Genomic DNA, 17,241 nt, shown 5'->3' with positions numbered 1-17,241 from the left:
ATCCTTGCCCACACCGCTGAAAATCTTCGAGCCGCTTACGCCGCCGTGCCGCCCACCGTCATCGCGTCGATCCTGAGCGTGGGCTGGCCCACGCCCACCGGCACGCTCTGGCCGTCCTTGCCGCAGATGCCGACGCCGTCGTCGAGCTGCATGTCGTTGCCGATCATCGAGACACGGGTAAGGACGTCGGGGCCGGAGCCGATCAGGGTGGCGCCCTTCACCGGCGCGGTGATCCGGCCATCCTCGATGAGGTAGGCCTCGGACGCGGAGAACACGAACTTGCCGTTGGTGATGTCGACCTGGCCGCCACCGAAGTTCGGCGCGTAAAGGCCCTTCTTCACTGAGCGGATGATCTCCTCCGGCTCGCGCTCGCCGGCCAGCATGCAGGTGTTGGTCATGCGCGGCATCGGCAGCGCCGTGAAGGACTCGCGGCGGCCGTTACCGGTAGGCGCCATGCCCATCAGACGCGCGTTGAGCTTGTCCTGCATGTAGCCCTTGAGGATGCCATCCTCGATCAGCACGGTGCAGTTCGTGGGCGTGCCTTCGTCGTCGATGTTGAGCGAGCCGCGCCGCCCCGGCAGCGTGCCGTCGTCCACCACGGTGACGCCCTTGGCCGCCACGCGCTGACCGAGCCGGCCGGCAAAAGCAGAGCTGCCCTTGCGGTTGAAGTCGCCTTCGAGCCCGTGGCCGATCGCCTCGTGCAGCAGCACGCCGGGCCAGCCGGGGCCGAGCACCACCGGCATCTGCCCGGCCGGCGCATCGACTGCATCCAGATTGACCAGCGCCTGGCGCACGGCCTCGTCGGCAAACGCGAACGCGCGGCCGTTTTCGATCAGCTCGCGATAGCCATACCGCCCACCGCCCCCCGCATAGCCCTGCTCGCGCCGGCCATGCGCCTCGGCAATCACCTGCACGTTGAGCCGCACCAGCGGGCGCACATCGGCAGCCAGCGTGCCGTCGGACGCCGCGATGAGCACGGTATCCAGCGTGGCGGCCAGGCTCACGATGACTTGCGTGATGCGCGGGTCGCGGGCGCGTGCATGCGCGTCGACCTCGCGCAGCAACGCGATCTTGTCGGCGTTCGGCAGGCTTTCCACCGGGTCGATCGCCGGGTACAGCGCGCGCCCGCTCGCCAGCGCCAGCGGCTTGCCGGCGCCGTGGCCGTCATGCGCAATCGCCCGCGCCGCCTTCGATGCCGCCAGAAGCTGCGGCAACACGATCTCGTCGGAATATGCAAAACCGGTCTTCTCGCCGCTGATCGCGCGCACGCCCACGCCCTGCTCAATCGCGTGGCTGCCATCCTTGACGATGCCCTCCTCCAGCGTCCACGACTCACTGCGCGAGTGCTGGAAATACAGGTCGGCGGCGTCGATCGACGGCCCCATGAGCTGGGCGAACACGCGATCCAGATCAGCCGTCGTCAATCCCCCCGGCACCAGCAGCCGGTCCTGCACCTGCGCAATGAGCTTGTCCATCGAGTCTCGCCGATCCAATCCGGCCGCTATGGTGACATGCGGCGCCGGGGTCGGAGCGTGCTTTCGACGAGATCGGCGCCTGTCGGGGGATCGATCCTGATATTTTTTTCGATACGGATGCCGTGCTCAGATCGCCAGCCACACATAGCAGTAGAGCGTGTCGTTGTCCTTGGCGTTGCGACCGGCACCGTCGACGTCGTGTACCCGCCCGCTGAAGCGGTTGAAGTGGGTGTATTGCAGGCCCAGCCGCAGATTGGCCCACGGTTGCCCCCACGAGGTGGACTGGCCGAACGGGCTGTAGTTGAGCTCGATGCTTTCACCCTGCGTATTCGGCGAGCCGTCGTTGCCGTAAAGCGCAACATCCTTGCTGCCGTTGTAGACGAACGACGCCAAGGTCACACCGTAGGTATGGCGGTACCAGTAACTGCCCTTGAGGTTGAGCGACTGCAGGCTGTTGTGCAGGTGATCCGATCCACCGCTGCCATAGGTGGCGTCCAACCGCTGGCCCTCGTGGACGTACAACCCGTCGACGGTGATCGCATGGTCGCCATTGACGTAGGTGTAGTTGGAATCCACTCCGAAGTCGCGGAACCGATCCGTTGGCCCGGGCAACGCCACCGCGTCACCGACCGCGTTGGTGCCGACCTGTCCGCGACGCATGTTCAGCATGAAGCCGCCGACCGAGAAGCTGCCGGTGGGCAGGTTCCACGTATAAGCCATGCGTGCATAGGGCGTAACCCCGCTCAAGCGGCCGTCGAAGCCGGCGTTGACGTGGCGCAGAAACGCCGGCGACAACGAGCGATAGCCGCCCAGCTCCATGTACCAGGCGCCATCCAGCTGCAGGTAGGCGCTGACACCGACCACCTGCGCGGCCAGCCCGCCCAGCAGCATTGGCTGGGCAGGTGCTTCGGGGGCCAGATCGGCCGACAGGTACGGGTACTTCCACGCCGGTGCGGTGTTGAACACGTCGCTGACGGTGGGGTTGTTGTTGAGCGAGATGCCCCAGATGCCGCTGTGGTTGCCGTGGCTGAACATGCGCGCATAGCGCCAGTCCATGTTGTCCCAGCCGAGCAGGCCGCCGTTCTCCGAGTAGGTGGCCTGCGCGAACACGCCGACGTGCTCGCTCAGTCGGCCGGCGAGGAACACCGACGCCTGCTGCAGCTCGGTGTTGTCGTTGGTGCCGAAGCCCTTGGCCGGCGCCTCGGTCTGCGCCTTTTGCGTGTGCGTGAACGATTCGACCAGCATTGCCGAGAGCGGCACGTCGGTCTGGTCGCCCACCTTCATGGTGTAGCCCATCAGCTTGAACTGGCGCCCGAACTGGGTGAGCTCCGGTCCAAAGCCGCCTACGTGACAGGCCACACACGGCTGCCTCGTCTGTCGTGCATATGAAGGCACCGCCAGCACCATGCTGGGCACCCCCAGCAGCCCCGCGAGCACGATCAAGGCTATCCAGTATGGCGGGCGATGCATGGCAGCAGACCAACCCGGAATCAAACCATTCCAGCGAGTGTTCATGTGCATGCTTCCTACGCGTCCAGCGTGGTGGCTGGGTACGGACGCAGTCTTGAACCAACGGATACCCGTATATTGATTTCCGTCAACAGCCACCTGCCCGCCACCGACGCAAAGTGCCGCAGGCTGGCGCAGTGCCGATGAGGTAGGCCTCGGACGCGGAGAACACAAATTCGCCGTTGGTGATGTCGACCTGGCCGCTGCCGAAGTTGGGGGCGTACAGGCCCTTCTTCACCGAGCGGATGCTTTCCTCCGGCCCGCAAGCGCCAGGCAGCATGCAGGCAAAAAGGTGCCGGGGACAATTTGCACAATCTGCAAGATGGATTCCCCGGTCGCAAACGGGCATCCCCTGAATTGCACCCCGGCGCCACACCCTATAGTCGGAAATGGCACCTCGCATTTCGCTAGGGCACCGACGAACTCGCCGCCGGTGCGTCGCTGCGCAGCGGCGTGGTGACCACCGGCGGACTCGGCGCAGTGGGCAGCAAGGGCGGACGCTGGCTGCTCCGGGCGGCCGGCAAGTTGTGTTTTTCCACCAGCGTCATCACCGGTTTGTCCCAGCTGCCGGTGACGTGGTAGCGGGCACTGATGGTTTTGTTGAGGCCTTTGCCGAGCAGGCCCTGCACCGCAAAGCCGGCGGCCGCACCGACTGGCCCGCCGACGACGGCGCCGAGCACCGGCAAGCTGTTGCCGAAGTGCGGCACCACCACCACCTGCTGGTCGTAGTCGCGCGCGCGCAGGCCGGTACGGCCGGTGATGCCGATCTGCGCTGCCGGGCCCTTGATGAGGAGGTTGCTGGTGGTGGCGCTGCCATCGGCAAGGTGGAAGTCGCCATCGATGGAATCAAAGCCCAACCCCTTGCCGAACACGTCGCCAAAATCGAGCGTGAGCCGACGCGGCAACTCGGCCAGCGACACCAGGCCGAACAGGCGTCCCATGCCGGGGCCGACGTCGGGGATGTGGCCGTCGCTGACATGCACTGACAGCGTGCCGGTGGCGTTGGCCAGGCTGAATGACGACGGCGCGCCTGGCCAGCTGGCGTCGAGCTGGTCGCTGGTCTTGCCGCCGGTAACCAGACCGTTGTAGCCGAACGCGCCAAGCATCTTGCCCAGGTCGTCGGCGGCAAAGCCGATGCGCATGCGGGTGTGGCTGTTGGTGGCCGTGCCGTTCCAGTCGCCGCTGCCGGTGAGCTGCACGCTCGGCGACAGCGCACGCAACTGGTCGATGTGCATGCCGCGCTCAGTCGGCCAGGTTTCCAGCCGCGCTTCGCCGAGCCTGGCGTCGCCGAAGGTAAGGTCGCCCACCCACAGGTGGAACGGCGGCAGCGCGGCCGGGTTCACGCCGGTATCGGCCGGGTCGGGCTCGGGCTGGCTGACGGCGGCCTTGTCGGCGGTCGGGTTGCCCGGCCAGTACAGGCGCTTGAGGCGTGCAGTGATGCCGCGCTTGGCCAGCTCGTGCTCGGGCACACTGAACTGCCCGGCCATCGCCGCCCCCTCCACCGTCGCCACCAGGCTGTCGTTGCGCGGCGTCAGCTGCAGTGTCATCGGGCCGAGCGGGCGGCCAAACCATTGCGCTTGCGCGGTGCCGACATCCACGCTCTCCAACGCCGGGCCACCACCACCCGTGCCTCCGGCGGTGAACGCCACGGCCTGTTGCACCCAACCGGTGACATCCAGCGTGGCGGCGTGGCCACGCACGCGCAGCCCCTGCGCCGGCAGCGTCGTCGGCATCTGCGCGCCAAATGCCAGCGTGCCGGCCAGCGGCTTGCCGGGTGCCGCCAGGCGCAGGAAACCACGCGCCACCTGGCCGAGCGATACCTTGAGGTCAGCCCCGTCGATGGGCAGGCTCAGGCTGACGTGCAACGGCAACTCGGCGGTGGCTGCCTTGGCCAGCGGCGCCGGGGCGTCCAGCGTGGTGCCGACCAAAGTGGAGTCGAGGCTGAGCGTTTGTGTCGGCGCGCCACCATCGGTTGGCCGCGTCAACCGGAATCCGATGTCGTACAGGCTGCGGCCGCTGCCCAGCGGGTTGAGCCAGTCGAGCGCGGGGTAGCCAAGGGTCAGATCGCTGAACCGGAAAGCGCCGCGCAAATCCACCGCCACCGGCACGTCCGCGTCGCCGGTGGCGCCGGCAATGGCGAGGTCGAGCACCGCCGGCTGGCCGTGGAAGCGGCCTTCGAGCGGACCGGCGTGAAAGCCCGTTCGATCGAACGTGGCCGGGCCGCTCAGCTGGTCGAGCTTCAGCGTCCAGTCCGGCTCGCTCACGTCGACGTGGTCGAGCTTGGCCTGGCCGGTAAGCACGGCGGTTTCCGGCATTCCCAGCGGCAGCGACAGGTGGAAGCCGAAACTGCCGGTACCGCCGAGTTTCAGCTTGGCGAGGGTTTTCGCCTGCTGGTTTGCGATTGGGCTCTTGCGCACGAAATCCAGCAGGTTGGCCGCGTTGCCGTGGCCGTCGACGTTCAAATCGAGCGTGGCGTCGGCAAAGTCGGGAAACAGCGCCACCGCCTGGTCGACCTTCACCCCCAGCGCCTGCCCACCGTCGGCCTCGACCAGCATGCCGCTGTTGATAAAATTGGCGATGGCATGCACGCCGGTCGCATCCGGCCAATCCGGCGCGTAATGAAGTTTCAGGTCGCTGATTTCCGCACGCGCTTCGAACCGGCCCTCGTGGTGGTGGAACGGCCAATCCTTGAGGTCGCCGCGCACAGCGACGTCGGCACCATCGATGCGCCCGCCGAGCAGCGCGTGATCGAGCCACGCGACGGTACCGGGCGACATCACGCTCACCGGCCAGAACAGCTTGGCGGCTTGCACATCGGCGTGGTTCACGCGGGCGTAGAGATCGAGAAACGGCGGGCCGCCGGCGGCGTGCAGGCGCATCTCGCCACGCAGTTGTCCGCCATAGCCGGTGCCGGCGAAATCCAGTGGCGCCAGGCCGATATGCCAATCGCCGTCCGCCTGCCACGCAGCCACGGTGCCGGCGAGGTTCGCCAGCGCGAACGGGGTGCGAAACATCGGCCGCGCATCCACCGTGGCCGGCTGCGCCGGCAGGCTCAGCGACAGCGCCTCGCCGTCGCCGCGCAAGCTGCCGCGCAGGCCGCTGACGCCGGGGATGGCCGCCGAATGATCGATGCCGAGGCCGCTGAAATCGGCGCTGAGCCGGGTCAGGCCTGCCCCCTTGCTCCACGCGAGGTTGACCGTGTCGAGCCGGCCGCGCGGGTGGCCGCTGCCAACCCAGGCGACGAGGGTCGGCGGCAGTTTGGGCAGCGCCCCGAGCCAAGGGACCAGCGGCGCAAGTTGCAGTTCTCTCGCCGCCGCTTCGATCCGCAGTTGCGGCGTGCCGGGCGCGTGTACCCACGCGGCGAGCGCGCCATCGTCCGCCCCGGCCCAGCGCAACACGTAGCCGTCGGCGTTGCGGCGCAGGTCGGCCTCGCCGTGAATCGCCGGCACCCGCACCGATGCGCCGGCGGGCGTGGTCAACTGCACCGCGGCAAGGTCGATGCGCGCAAAGCTGCGCACCACCTGCCCGGCTTTCCAGTCGAGCCACAGCGCCAGATCGCCGCGACCGCTGCGTACCGCGTAGCCGCCAAGGTCGACCCCGGCCAGCAGCGCCGGCCAGTCCACGCGTTGCCCGGCCAGCCACAGCCGCCCGCTGCTGCCATCCTCCTGGAAACGCCCGGCGCCGCGCAGCACGCCGGTCGCACCGTCGCGCTGCATCAGCAGGCCCACGCGGAGTTCATCGCCTTGCCGGCTCAGGCGCACCTGGTCGGCCGTCAACCGATAGTGCCGGTCGTGCCGCGCGTCCGTGATGTCCAGCTGCAGGTGATCCAGCCACAACGCCATCGAGAGCTGGCCGAAATCCGCCGGCTGCGAACCTTCGCCGGTGCCAAGGCCGTTGACGTGCCAGCGGCCGTCGCGATCGCGTGCCAGGTTCAACTGCAGGCCGCTCGCGCGCAGGTTCAGCAAATACCGGGTTGGCAGCAGCCAGCCGCCAAAATCCAGCCGCAACTCCGCCTTGGGCACGCGCACCGGCTGGCCACTGCCACCGGGCGGCACGCCGATCGTCAGGCCGGAAAGCGCAAACACCGGGCCGGCAGGCGTCCAGCGGCCATCCAGCGCGGCAAAGCTCACCGGGCGCGCCAGCCGCGTCGACAACTCGCGTGCCACCCACTGCGGGTGCTGCGCCACCAGCGGCAGCAAGGCCTGCGCCAACGCCACCAGTACCGCCAGCGCAATCACGCCCACGCCGGCGACCCAGCCCAGCGCGCGCGCGCCGTGCTGCAGGGGGCGGTGCCAGGGGATGTTCATGCGCACACGGTGTCGCAGGCTGGTTTACAGCAGCACCACATCGAACTGTTCCTGCGAATAATGTTCCTCGGCCTGAAAGCGTATGCTTTTGGAGATGAACTCCTCCAGTTCGGCGACCGCGGCGGAGTCCTCTTCGAGGATGCGGTCGACCACCTGCGGGCTCGCCATCACCAGCAGTTTCTTGGCATCGAACTGGCGCACCGCGCGGGTGATTTCGCGGAAGATCTCGTAGGTCACCGTCTCCGCCGTCTTCTGTGTGCCGCGCCCGCCGCAGGCCGGGCACGGTTCGCACAGCTGGCGTTCGAGGCTTTCGGTGGTGCGCTTGCGCGTCATCTCGACCAGACCGAGCGAGGACATCGGGTACACCGTGGTTTTCGCGTGGTCGCGCGCCAGCCCTTTGCCCAGCATGCGCAGCACCTGGCGCTTGTGCTCCTCGTCGATCATGTCGATGAAGTCGATGATGATGATGCCGCCCAGGTTGCGCAGGCGCAGTTGGCGCGCCGCCGCTTGCGCGGCTTCGAGGTTGGTGCGGTAAACGGTTTCTTCGAGGTTGCGGGTACCGAGATAGGCGCCGGTGTTGACGTCGATGGTGGTCATCGCCTCGGTCTGGTCCACTACCAGATACCCGCCGGATTTCAGCGGCACCTCTTTTCGCAGCGCGTGCTGGATCTCGTCCTCCACGCTGTACAGGTCGAAGATCGGCCGCTCGCCGTCGTAGTGCTCCACCCGGTCGTCCAGGTTGGGCATAAACTTGTGCACGAACTTGACGACCTTGGCGAAGGTTTCCGCCGAATCCACGCGCACGGTGGCGATTTCGGCGGTAAGCATGTCGCGCAGGCTGCGCAGCGGCAGCGAGAGCTCCTCGTACACGCGCTCGCCCACCTTGGCCTTCGCGATGTTTTCCTGCACCACGCGCCACACCTTGCCGAGGTAGGTGACGTCGAACGCCAGCGATTCGGCGCTCTGCCCCTCGGCGTTGGTGCGCACGATGTAGCCCAGCGGCGTCTCGCCGATCAACCCGCCCAGCACCTCACGCAAGCGCCCACGCTCGGCCTCGTCCTCGATGCGGGCGGAGATGCCCAGCGTGTGCGCATACGGCAGCAAAACGAGGTAGCGCGAGGGGATCGACAAATGCGCCGAAAGCCGCGCGCCCTTGGTGCTGATCGGGTCCTTGACCACCTGCACCACGATCTCCTGGCCTTCGTGCACCAGCTCGCTGATGGGCGGCGCGTGATGCGGCGCCGGTGGGGCGTCGCCGGCGTCCGTCACTGGCGCGCGCACGATGTCGGAAGCATGCAGAAACGCGGCGCGGTCGAGCCCGATCTCGACAAACGCGGCCTGCATGCCCGGCATCACCCGCTGCACGCGGCCCTTGTAGATGTTGCCCACGTAGCCGCGCTTCGAGGCACGCTCGACATGCACTTCCTGCAACATGCCGTTTTCGACCACGCCCACCCGCGTTTCGCGCGGGGTCACGTTGATCAGGATTTCTTCACTCACTGCATACTCCCTGCAAAGAAACCCGGCCGCACGACGCACCAAGCCTCTGACCGGCCTTTATAACGTTTGCGTGCGCCGACTGTCGATGCGCAGCGCACGCCTGCACGGGCGACAATGGCGCTTTCCTTGGCTGGAAGCACCTGCACCGTGAACCCCGTCGCACAACCCATCCTGCTCGCCTGGAGCGGCGGCAAGGATTGCCTGCTGGCGCTGGCCGCGCTGCGCGCCGACCCACAATGGCGGGTCGTAGCCTTGCTGACCACGATCAACCGCAGCCACGCCCGGATTGCCATGCACGGCGTGCGCACGACGGTGCTGCAGGCGCAGGCCGCAGCGCTCGGCCTGCCGCTGGTGGAAGTGGGCATGGACTGGCCCGGCAGCAACGCCGCCTACGAGGCCGCGCACGCCCGCGCGCTGGCCGAGGCACGGGCGCGCTGGCCCGGCCTGCGCCACTGCGCATTCGGCGACCTGTTCCTGGAAGACGTGCGGGCCTACCGCGAAACGCAACTGGCACGCGACGGCTGGCAGGCGGTGTTTCCGCTGTGGGGCAGCGACACCACTGCCACGGCGCAGCGGTTCATCGCCGCCGGCCATCGCGCCAAGCTGTGCTGCGTGGATACGACCCAGCTCGACGCCCGATTCTGCGGGCGCGACTACGACGCCGCCCTGCTCGCCGAGCTGCCCGCCGACGTCGATCCGTGCGGCGAGCGCGGCGAATTCCACACCCTGAGTTACGCCGGCCCGCTGTTTGCCACGCCGCTTGCGCTGACGCGCGGCGAATCCGTGCTGCGCGACGCGCGTTTCCAGTTCACCGATTTCCTGCTTGCCGATGCCGGGCAAGCCTGACGCGCCAGTCTTGCCGGATGTCCTGACGCCGGGGCTGTCCGTGGTGTTCTGCGGTACCGCGGCAAGCGCCCGTTCGGCGGCGGAACACGCGTATTACGCGCACCCCGGCAACCGGTTCTGGTTTGCGCTGCATGCCGCGGGGTTCACCCCGCGCCAGCTGGCACCCGCCGAGTTTCCGATCCTGCCGCGCTACGGCCTGGGGCTGACCGACCTCGCCAAGCGCCACAGCGGCAACGACGCGGCACTGCCCGCCGACGCGTTCGACGTGGCCGGTTTGCGTGCGCGCATCGCACGCTGCGCACCCCGCTGGCTCGCCTTCACCAGCAAGCGCGGCGCACAGGCGGTGCTGGGCCACGCCGTGCCCTACGGGCTGCAGGCCGAATGCATCGGCACCGTGCGCCTGTGGGTGCTGCCCTCGCCCTCGGGCAACGCACGCGGCCACTGGAGCCTCGCGCCGTGGCAAGCGCTGGCGGGCCTGAGCGCCGCGCACACCGACCACTGACATTCGCAATACCAGCTGCCACCGTTAAGCTGGTCGCACCACCCTCGCCAAGGCCTTGCCCCACCCCATGCCCGGCCGTGTCCGCCGCCTGCGCCCGCTTGCCGCGCTGACCTGCTGGTCGATCGCTCCGCTGGCACTGGCGAGCGTGCAACTGCAGGTGCGCGGGGTGGACGAACCGCTGGCACAAGCCATCACGGCATCGGTGGAGCTTTCCCAGTACACGCAGCGCGAGGCCAGCGCGGCGCAAGTCCAGCGCATGGCCGAACGCGCGCCGGCGCAGGCCGAAAAAGCGCTGGAACCCTTCGGCTATTACGCCGCACACGCCACCGCGCAGGTCGAACCGGCAGGCAAGGACTGGAAAGTGACGCTGACCGTCGTGCCCGGCGCGCCGGTGATGGTGACCACGGTCGAAGTGCAACTGGACCCCGCGGCATTGGCGTTGCCGCCGATCCGCCGCGCGCATCGTGCCATCACCCGCCTCGCCGGCCAGCGCCTGGACGCCGCGCAGTACGACGCCGCGCGCGACGCGATGAGCGCCGCACTCACCGCCAACGGCTATCTCGACGCCAGGCTCGTGACCCGCCGGGTCGCGGTGTACAGCGCCGCGCATCGCGCCGAGATCCACCTTGCCTGGCAAGTCGGCCCGCGGTTTCGCTACGGCCGGGTCGAGTTCGACCACTCGCCCTTCCATCCGGGTTTTCTCGATCGCTACGTGCCGTTCAAGCCCGGCGATTACTTCAACCAGGATCAACTGCTGCAATTGCAGCAAGCATTGAATGGCGCCGATTACTTTGCGGTTGCCAACGTGGTGCCGAACATCAACCCGCAGGTGCCGGGCACGGTGGATATTGCGGTGGAGCTCAAGCCGGCCCGCCGCACGGTGTACACCGGCGGCCCGTTCATCGGCACCGATACCGGCTACGGCTTTCGCGCCCGCATGGAGCGGCGTTACGTGAACCGCCGCGGCGACAAGTGGAAAAACGAGCTGGTGGCCGCGCAACGGCTGAAAACCCTGTCGACCACCTACACCATCCCGCTGCCCGGCGACCACCAGCGCAGCTGGAACATCGGCGCCAACTACCGCGACGCGAACACCGCCACCTCGCAATCGCGCACGTTCGAGCTGGTGGGCAACGAGACCCGGCGCTGGCGTGGCTGGACGCGCACCCTCGGCGTGCACGTGCTTTCCGGCACGTTCACCGTCGGCAAGCGTGGCAACGAGCCGGACACCACCCCCGGCATCGAGCGCGGCACCAGCACGCTCACGTTTTTCGAAGCCTCGCTCACGCGCAAACAGGCCGATGATTTCGCCTTCGTACGCGAGGGCTGGTCGCTTGCCTTGGCAGCGCGCAGCACCGCCGGCAACGCGCTGTCTTCCGCCAGCTTCAGCGACGTCACCGCCGACGCCAAATGGATCCACGCCTTCGGCGCCAAACGCCGCAACCGGCTCATCGTGCGCAGCAGCGCCGGGCACACCTGGACCGACGATTTCGCCGCTCTGCCGCCGCAACTGCGTTTCTTTGCCGGTGGCGACCGTTCGGTACGCGGCTACAGCTACCAGTCGATCGGCCCGCGCAACCACGCCGACCGCGTCATGGGCGGGGTGAACCTCTTGGTCGGCAGCGCCGAGGTGGAGCACTACTTCACCCGCAACTGGGGCATCGCCAGCTTCGTCGACATCGGCAATGCGTTCGACGCCGTGGATTTCCGACCCAAGATCGGCACCGGCCTCGGCGTGCGCTGGCGCTCGCCGGTGGGCATGATCCGGCTTGATGTCGGCACGCCGGTGCACGACGCCACCCGGCACGGCATGGTGTTGCATCTGGTGATCGGGCCGGATTTGTGAAGAGCCGGGATTCGGGATGGGAGACTCGGGATTCGGAAAGGCTCGCGAGGGTGTGGGGTGAGGCGAAAGGCGGCTGGACTGTTGGTCGGGTTTGGAGGAGTGCGGTGGCGTGAGCGCGGTGGGGCTCCAGCGGTGGCGGCGGGGACGGCGCGTCGGGGTCGGCGCGGCGGCAGTGCTGGTTGCGTCGATGCTGGCTCTGGCGTGGCTCGGGTGGAGCAACGCGGGACTGCGGTTTGTGCTGATACGGGTACAGCAGGCAACTGGCGGAGCGTTGCACTGGCAGCAGGCGCACGGGGCGTTGTTCGAGTCCATGCGGCTGGACGGGGTGCGCTACGACGACCGCCACGGCACGCGGGTCGCGGTGCGCCGCGTGCGGCTCGACCTGCGCTTCTGGCCACTGCTGGCCAAGCGCGTGCACGTCACGCGGCTGGATGCCGATGGTGTGGAGGTGCAGGTGCCCCAAAGCAGCGGCAAGACGAGCACGCCAGGCACGTTCTCGCTGCGACCGCCGGTCGACATCGTGCTCGATCGGGTGCACATCGGCAGCGCGCACGTCGCCGTCGGTGGCGCGCCCACCTTCGCCTCCAGCCAGCTCGATCTGGCCGGACGCTGGACGCGCGACGGCATCGCGATCGACACCCTGCGCCTGCGCGCGGCGGACGGCACGGTCGATCTCGACGGCCGGGTGGCCTTGGCACGCCGCGAATCGGGTCAGGGCAAGGCCCGCTTCGCGTGGCAATTCGGTGCCAAGACCTGGGCCGGCACGCTGACCGCAACCGCCGATGGCCACCAGGCGCGACTCGACCTCGCCTTGCAGCAGCCGATGGCGGCGACCCTGCACCTGACCTTGGCGCAGGATCCCCCGCATGCGTGGTCGGCACGCCTCGACGCGCCACACTTCGATCCGGCCGTGCTGCTCGGCGACACTGCGTTGCGCGATGTCTCGCTGGCGCTGCAGGCGCAGGGCAAAGGCGCCACCGGCGAGCTGCGCGGCACACTTGCCGCCAACGGCTACCAGCTGGAACTCACGCCGCTGCGCGCGCACTACGCCGCCAGCCGCCACACGCTGAAACTCGAACAACTCGCGCTGCGTTCGCCGCAGGTCAAGGGCCAGCTCGACGCCAGTGGCACGTTCGACCTGGGCACCCAACCCATTGCCGGCAACCTCGACGTACGCTGGGCCAACGTGTTGCTGCCGGCGCAACTCGTCGGCCAAGTGCTGGCCAGCGCCGGCACACTCAAGCTCGACGGCACGCCCGAGCGCTATCGGGCCGATGCCCGGCTGACGCTCGGCCCACCGCGGCAACCGGTGCAGTTGACGTTGCAGCTCGATGGCACGCCGCACGGCATCGCGTTGCGCACGCTCACCGCGCAGCAAGCGAAAAGCCGGCTGGCGCTGCACGGGCAACTGGATTGGGCGCCGGCACTGGCTTGGCAACTCAATGCCAGCGCCAGTGCTTTCAACCCCGGCGCGGTCTTCGCCCATTGGCCCGGCGCGCTCGATGTGGATCTCGCCAGTCGCGGCACGTTCGCCGCCAACGCCGTGCAGGGCAGCCTCGACATCGCCCGCCTTGGCGGGCGACTGCGCGGCCGGCCGCTCGCCGGCAGCGCCCACCTCGAGCTCGGCTCCACCGAAGTGCTGAGCGGCAACCTGCGCCTCGCGTCCGGCGCCAGCCGGGTACAGCTCGACGCCAAGCCGGGGCGCACCAACGACGCGGACTTGAAGCTGGCCGTGGCCTCGCTTGGTGACTGGCTGCCGCAGGCAAGCGGACGTCTGGATGGCCAATTCAACCTGCGTGGCCGCTGGCCAGGGCTGGCGGTCAACGGGCGACTCACCGGCAGCGCGCTGCACTGGCAAGCGCAGAAACTCGACCAGTTGCAGCTCATCGTCGGCGTGCCCGACACCCGCCGCCTTGCGGGCAAGATCGAGCTGCAAACCCGCGGCGCACAGCTCGCCGGGCTGGATTTCTCGCAACTGCACCTGCGCGCCGAAGGCAGTGAGCGCGATCACCAGCTGGAACTCGATGCCCGCGGCACGCCCCTGTCGGCGCGCCTGGCGCTGCACGGCGCGCAGCAAGGCAACACCTGGGCCGGCGCCCTGAACACGCTCAACCTCGAACCGACCGGCATGCCGCCGTGGCACCTGCGCAGCACCACTCGCCTTGCGTGGCGCAACGGCGCCTTCGACCTCGGCAAGCTGTGTCTGACCGCCGGTGAGCCCTTACTGTGCGTGACCGGCCGCGGCGAGCGCAACGGCCGACTGCGCGCCAGCTACCAATTGCATGCCTTGCCGTTGGCGGCGCTGCTGGATGCCGCTGGCGTGACACACGCATCGCTGCGCGTCGACGGCGCGCTCGACGGCGATGGCCAGTGGCAACGCGCCGGCAACGGCCAGTGGAGCGGGCGCGGCAATCTCTCCTCGCCGCGCGGCAGCGTGAGCTGGATCGAGCGTGAGGGTGTGCCGGCGCTGGCGTGGAGCAACCTTGCCGCAGGCTTCGACCTCGACGCGGCGCGCCAGCGGATCGAACTGCATGCGCAACTCGATCATGGCGGCCGGCTTGCCGGCAGCGCCGAATTGCGTGGCCGACAGCAGGCACTGAGCGGCAACGTGACGATGCAGCTCAACGATCTCGGCTGGCTCACGCTGGCCGGCGACACGCTGGCCAATGTGCACGGCACGGCCAGCGCGCAATTCACCCTCGGCGGCACGCTGGCGACACCCAGTGTTGCCGGCCAGGCCGGCATCCAGGACTTCGCCGCCGAAGTGCCCGGCGTCGGCCTCAAACTCACCGGCGGCAAGCTGGTGGCCAACACCCTCCCCGGCCACACGCTGGCGGTGGACGGGCAGGTGCAATCGGGCAGCGGCATGCTCGGCGTGCGCGGCCAGATCGGCCTCGGCGACGGCCTGCCGATGCAGCTGGCGATCAGCGGCAAGCAGTTCACCGCAGCCAGCGTCCCCGCCGCGCAAATCGTGGTATCGCCGGATCTGGCGTTGCGCCACGACGCCGACGGGTTTGCGCTGGACGGCAACGTGCTGATGGACCGTGCCGAGGTGAACCTCGACAAATTGCCCGGCGCCGGTGCGCCGCAGGCTTCCGCCGATGTGGTCGTGATGGATCGTCCGCAAGCCGAACGCGACGCCGCGCTGCCGGTACGCGCCACGGTCAAGGTGGACCTTGGCGCGCACACGCATCTGGTCGGCTACGGGTTGGACGGCCGCCTGCACGGCGTACTCACCGTCAACCAATCGCCTGGACAGGCTGCCACCGGCCAGGGCCAGATCACCGTCGACGGCAGCTACGAGGCCTACGGCCAAAAGCTCCAGATCGAGCGCGGCAAGCTGCTGTTTGCCGGCACCCCGCTGGACAACCCCGGCCTGGCCATTCGTGCGGTGCGCAAACTGAACCCCAACGCGACGATCGATGAAGGCCAGGAGGTGGGGCTGGAAATCAGCGGCACTGCCAAGCGCCCGGTGCTGACCATATTTTCGCAACCGGCGATGGAGCAATCCGACGCGCTGGCGTATCTCGTCACCGGCAAGCCGCTCGCGCAGGTAACCAGCGGCGAGAGCAACCTGCTCGGCAGCGCTGCGCAGACACTGGGTACGGCGGCCGGCAACCTGCTGGCCAAAAGCATCGGCGCGCAGCTCGGCCTGGACGACGTCGGCGTCGGCAGCAGCGATGCACTGGGCGGCGGGTCGGCGTTCACCGTGGGCAAGTACCTGTCGCCGCGCCTGTACCTGAGCTACGGCGTGGGCCTGTTCGAACCTGGCGAGGTGGTGAGCCTGCGCTACCGGCTCAGCCGCCGCTGGCATTTCGAGGCGCAAAGCGCGACCAACTTCAACCGCGCCAGCCTCAACTACCGGTTGGAGAAGTGACTTCCGGCGACGTGCCGGCCGGCGAGCCCTCCTCCGCCGGCCAGGCGAACCGTACGCTGCGCTGCAGCGGATCGGCTTCGACCAGGCGTACGCGCACTTCCTGTCCGAGCGGCAAGGGTTGCGCTGCGGTGACGCGCGCCTCGATCGCGGGCGCGTGCAGCATGACCACGCCACTGTGTGCCGCCGGCGCAGCGCGGTGATGCGCCGCGTCTCCCAACTCGACGATGGCCCCGGCAAACGCCGCACCGGCCTGCGGTGCCAGCAGTACCGCTTCGATCAGGTCGATCACCGCGCGCTCGTACTGGTGCGCGCGGCGGTCGGCGCCGCCCATCAGGGCCGGCAGTTCCGCCAGCCCGGCGCGCGCCCACGTCGGCACCGTGCTGCCGGCACACAGCGCCACGCACACCTCGCCCACATAGCGATCCACCAGCCGCCGCAGCGGCGCGGTGGCATGCGCGTACGGTGCCGCCAGCGCAGCCTGCTCGGGCTGCTCCGGCGGGGTGCCGTCAAAGGCCACGTAACCAGCCCCGCGCAGCACCGTGGTGCACGCGGTGAGCATGAGCTGCGCCGCGGCCATGCCGGTCAAGAGCGAAATCTGCGCATTCCAGTCCTCCACCGGATGGTTCACCCGGTAGCGCAACTGGCAGTGGCCGTCGACCAGCGCGATTTCCTGTTCCGGCAGCGCCAGGCTGATGCCGCCGCGCGCCGCTTCGCGCTGTGCGCGACGTTCGCCCACCTCGCGCAGCAGGCGCCACACCGGGTCGGCGGTGCCGGCATCCAGGGTCTGCTGCACGCCGGCGTAATCGAGCCGGGCCCGGCTGCGCACCTGCGCGCGGCGCACATCGACCGCCGCCATTTCGCCTGCACCATCGAGGTCGATGGTCCACAGCAGCGCCGGGCGCACCTGCCCCGGCAACAACGAAGCGGCGCCTTCGGACAGGCTGGCCGGATGCAGCGGAATCCGCGACTCCGCGCCATACAGGGTTTCGCCGCGGCGGTGCGCCGCAAGGTCGATGGCATCGCCGGCGGTCACGAACGCAGCCACGTCGGCGATCGCGTAGTACACGCGATGGCCGTCGCCACGCCGCTCGATATGCAGCGCCTGGTCGAGATCCAGCGAGCCCGGCGGATCGATGGTGACCAGCGGCACGTCGGTGCGATCCAGCGCCGGCAGCCGCGGCGCCCGTGCGGCCTGCGCAGCCGCGGCTTCCACCTCGGGCGCAAACGCAGGCGGCAACTTGAGCTCGCGCGCGATTTGCGCAAGCCCTTCGGCCAGCGGCGCGTCGGCACCGGAAGCAAGACGAATGCGGGTGGCCGGCATCGGCGATCCTGCGCAGGGGCGAAGGTCGCACTATACGGCGCACCAAGGTTTGCGCCAT

Annotated in this window: 9 protein-coding genes and 1 pseudogene; 4 read left to right on the top strand and 6 right to left on the bottom strand. The window is 68.8% G+C overall.

Going from position 1 to position 17,241, the window contains the following annotated elements; translation table 11 throughout:
* Positions 1–35: 35 nt before the first annotated feature.
* From tldD to rng, 5 genes and pseudogenes are all read right to left on the bottom strand, one after another.
* Positions 36–1,475, bottom strand: a complete 1,440-nt coding sequence (gene tldD, locus AC3WP6_RS05090) for a metalloprotease TldD (protein WP_492626712.1) — start codon at positions 1,473–1,475, stop codon at positions 36–38.
* Positions 1,476–1,601: 126 nt separating this feature from the next.
* A complete protein-coding gene (locus AC3WP6_RS05085) occupies positions 1,602–2,990 on the bottom strand; it encodes a cytochrome C (protein WP_492626711.1) in 1,389 nt (462 codons plus the stop codon).
* Between the two features lie 115 nt (positions 2,991–3,105).
* Positions 3,106–3,264 (bottom strand): annotated as a pseudogene (locus AC3WP6_RS05080) (metallopeptidase TldD-related protein); the annotation flags it as partial.
* Positions 3,265–3,391: 127 nt separating this feature from the next.
* Positions 3,392–7,291 (bottom strand): YhdP family protein, encoded by a 3,900-nt coding sequence (locus tag AC3WP6_RS05075; RefSeq protein ID WP_492626710.1) that lies wholly within the window; start codon positions 7,289–7,291, stop codon positions 3,392–3,394.
* A gap of 24 nt (positions 7,292–7,315) precedes the next feature.
* Complete coding sequence (gene rng, locus AC3WP6_RS05070) at positions 7,316–8,791, bottom strand: ribonuclease G (protein ID WP_492626709.1); 1,476 nt, start codon at positions 8,789–8,791, stop codon at positions 7,316–7,318.
* A 147-nt stretch (positions 8,792–8,938) separates the two neighbouring features.
* Between rng and AC3WP6_RS05065 the strand changes: the two genes are divergently transcribed.
* The 4 genes from AC3WP6_RS05065 to AC3WP6_RS05050 all read left to right on the top strand — a co-directional run bounded on the left by AC3WP6_RS05065 (position 8,939) and on the right by AC3WP6_RS05050 (position 15,862).
* Positions 8,939–9,637 carry a Dph6-related ATP pyrophosphatase gene (locus AC3WP6_RS05065; protein ID WP_492626708.1) on the top strand — a complete coding sequence of 233 codons (699 nt, stop codon included), beginning with the start codon at positions 8,939–8,941 and terminating at the stop codon, positions 9,635–9,637.
* On the top strand, positions 9,621–10,139 hold the full coding sequence (locus AC3WP6_RS05060; protein WP_492626707.1) for a mismatch-specific DNA-glycosylase: 519 nt from the start codon (positions 9,621–9,623) through the stop codon (positions 10,137–10,139). The genes AC3WP6_RS05065 and AC3WP6_RS05060 overlap by 17 nt, the downstream gene beginning before the upstream one ends.
* A 67-nt stretch (positions 10,140–10,206) precedes the next feature.
* A complete protein-coding gene (locus AC3WP6_RS05055) occupies positions 10,207–11,985 on the top strand; it encodes an autotransporter assembly complex protein TamA (RefSeq protein ID WP_492626706.1) in 1,779 nt (592 codons plus the stop codon).
* A 109-nt stretch (positions 11,986–12,094) separates the two neighbouring features.
* Positions 12,095–15,862, top strand: coding sequence for a translocation/assembly module TamB domain-containing protein (locus AC3WP6_RS05050; protein ID WP_492626705.1), 3,768 nt, complete (start codon positions 12,095–12,097; stop codon positions 15,860–15,862).
* Here the strand turns inward: AC3WP6_RS05050 and AC3WP6_RS05045 are convergent.
* On the bottom strand, positions 15,840–17,183 hold the full coding sequence (locus tag AC3WP6_RS05045) for an RNB domain-containing ribonuclease (RefSeq protein ID WP_492626704.1): 1,344 nt from the start codon (positions 17,181–17,183) through the stop codon (positions 15,840–15,842). The two genes, AC3WP6_RS05050 and AC3WP6_RS05045, sit on opposite strands and share 23 nt — an antisense overlap.
* Between the last annotated feature and the right edge of the window lie 58 nt (positions 17,184–17,241).

This window comes from Rhodanobacter sp. FW106-HT46G03, assembly GCF_058789895.1.
This window is presented reverse-complemented; position numbering and strand designations above follow the sequence as displayed.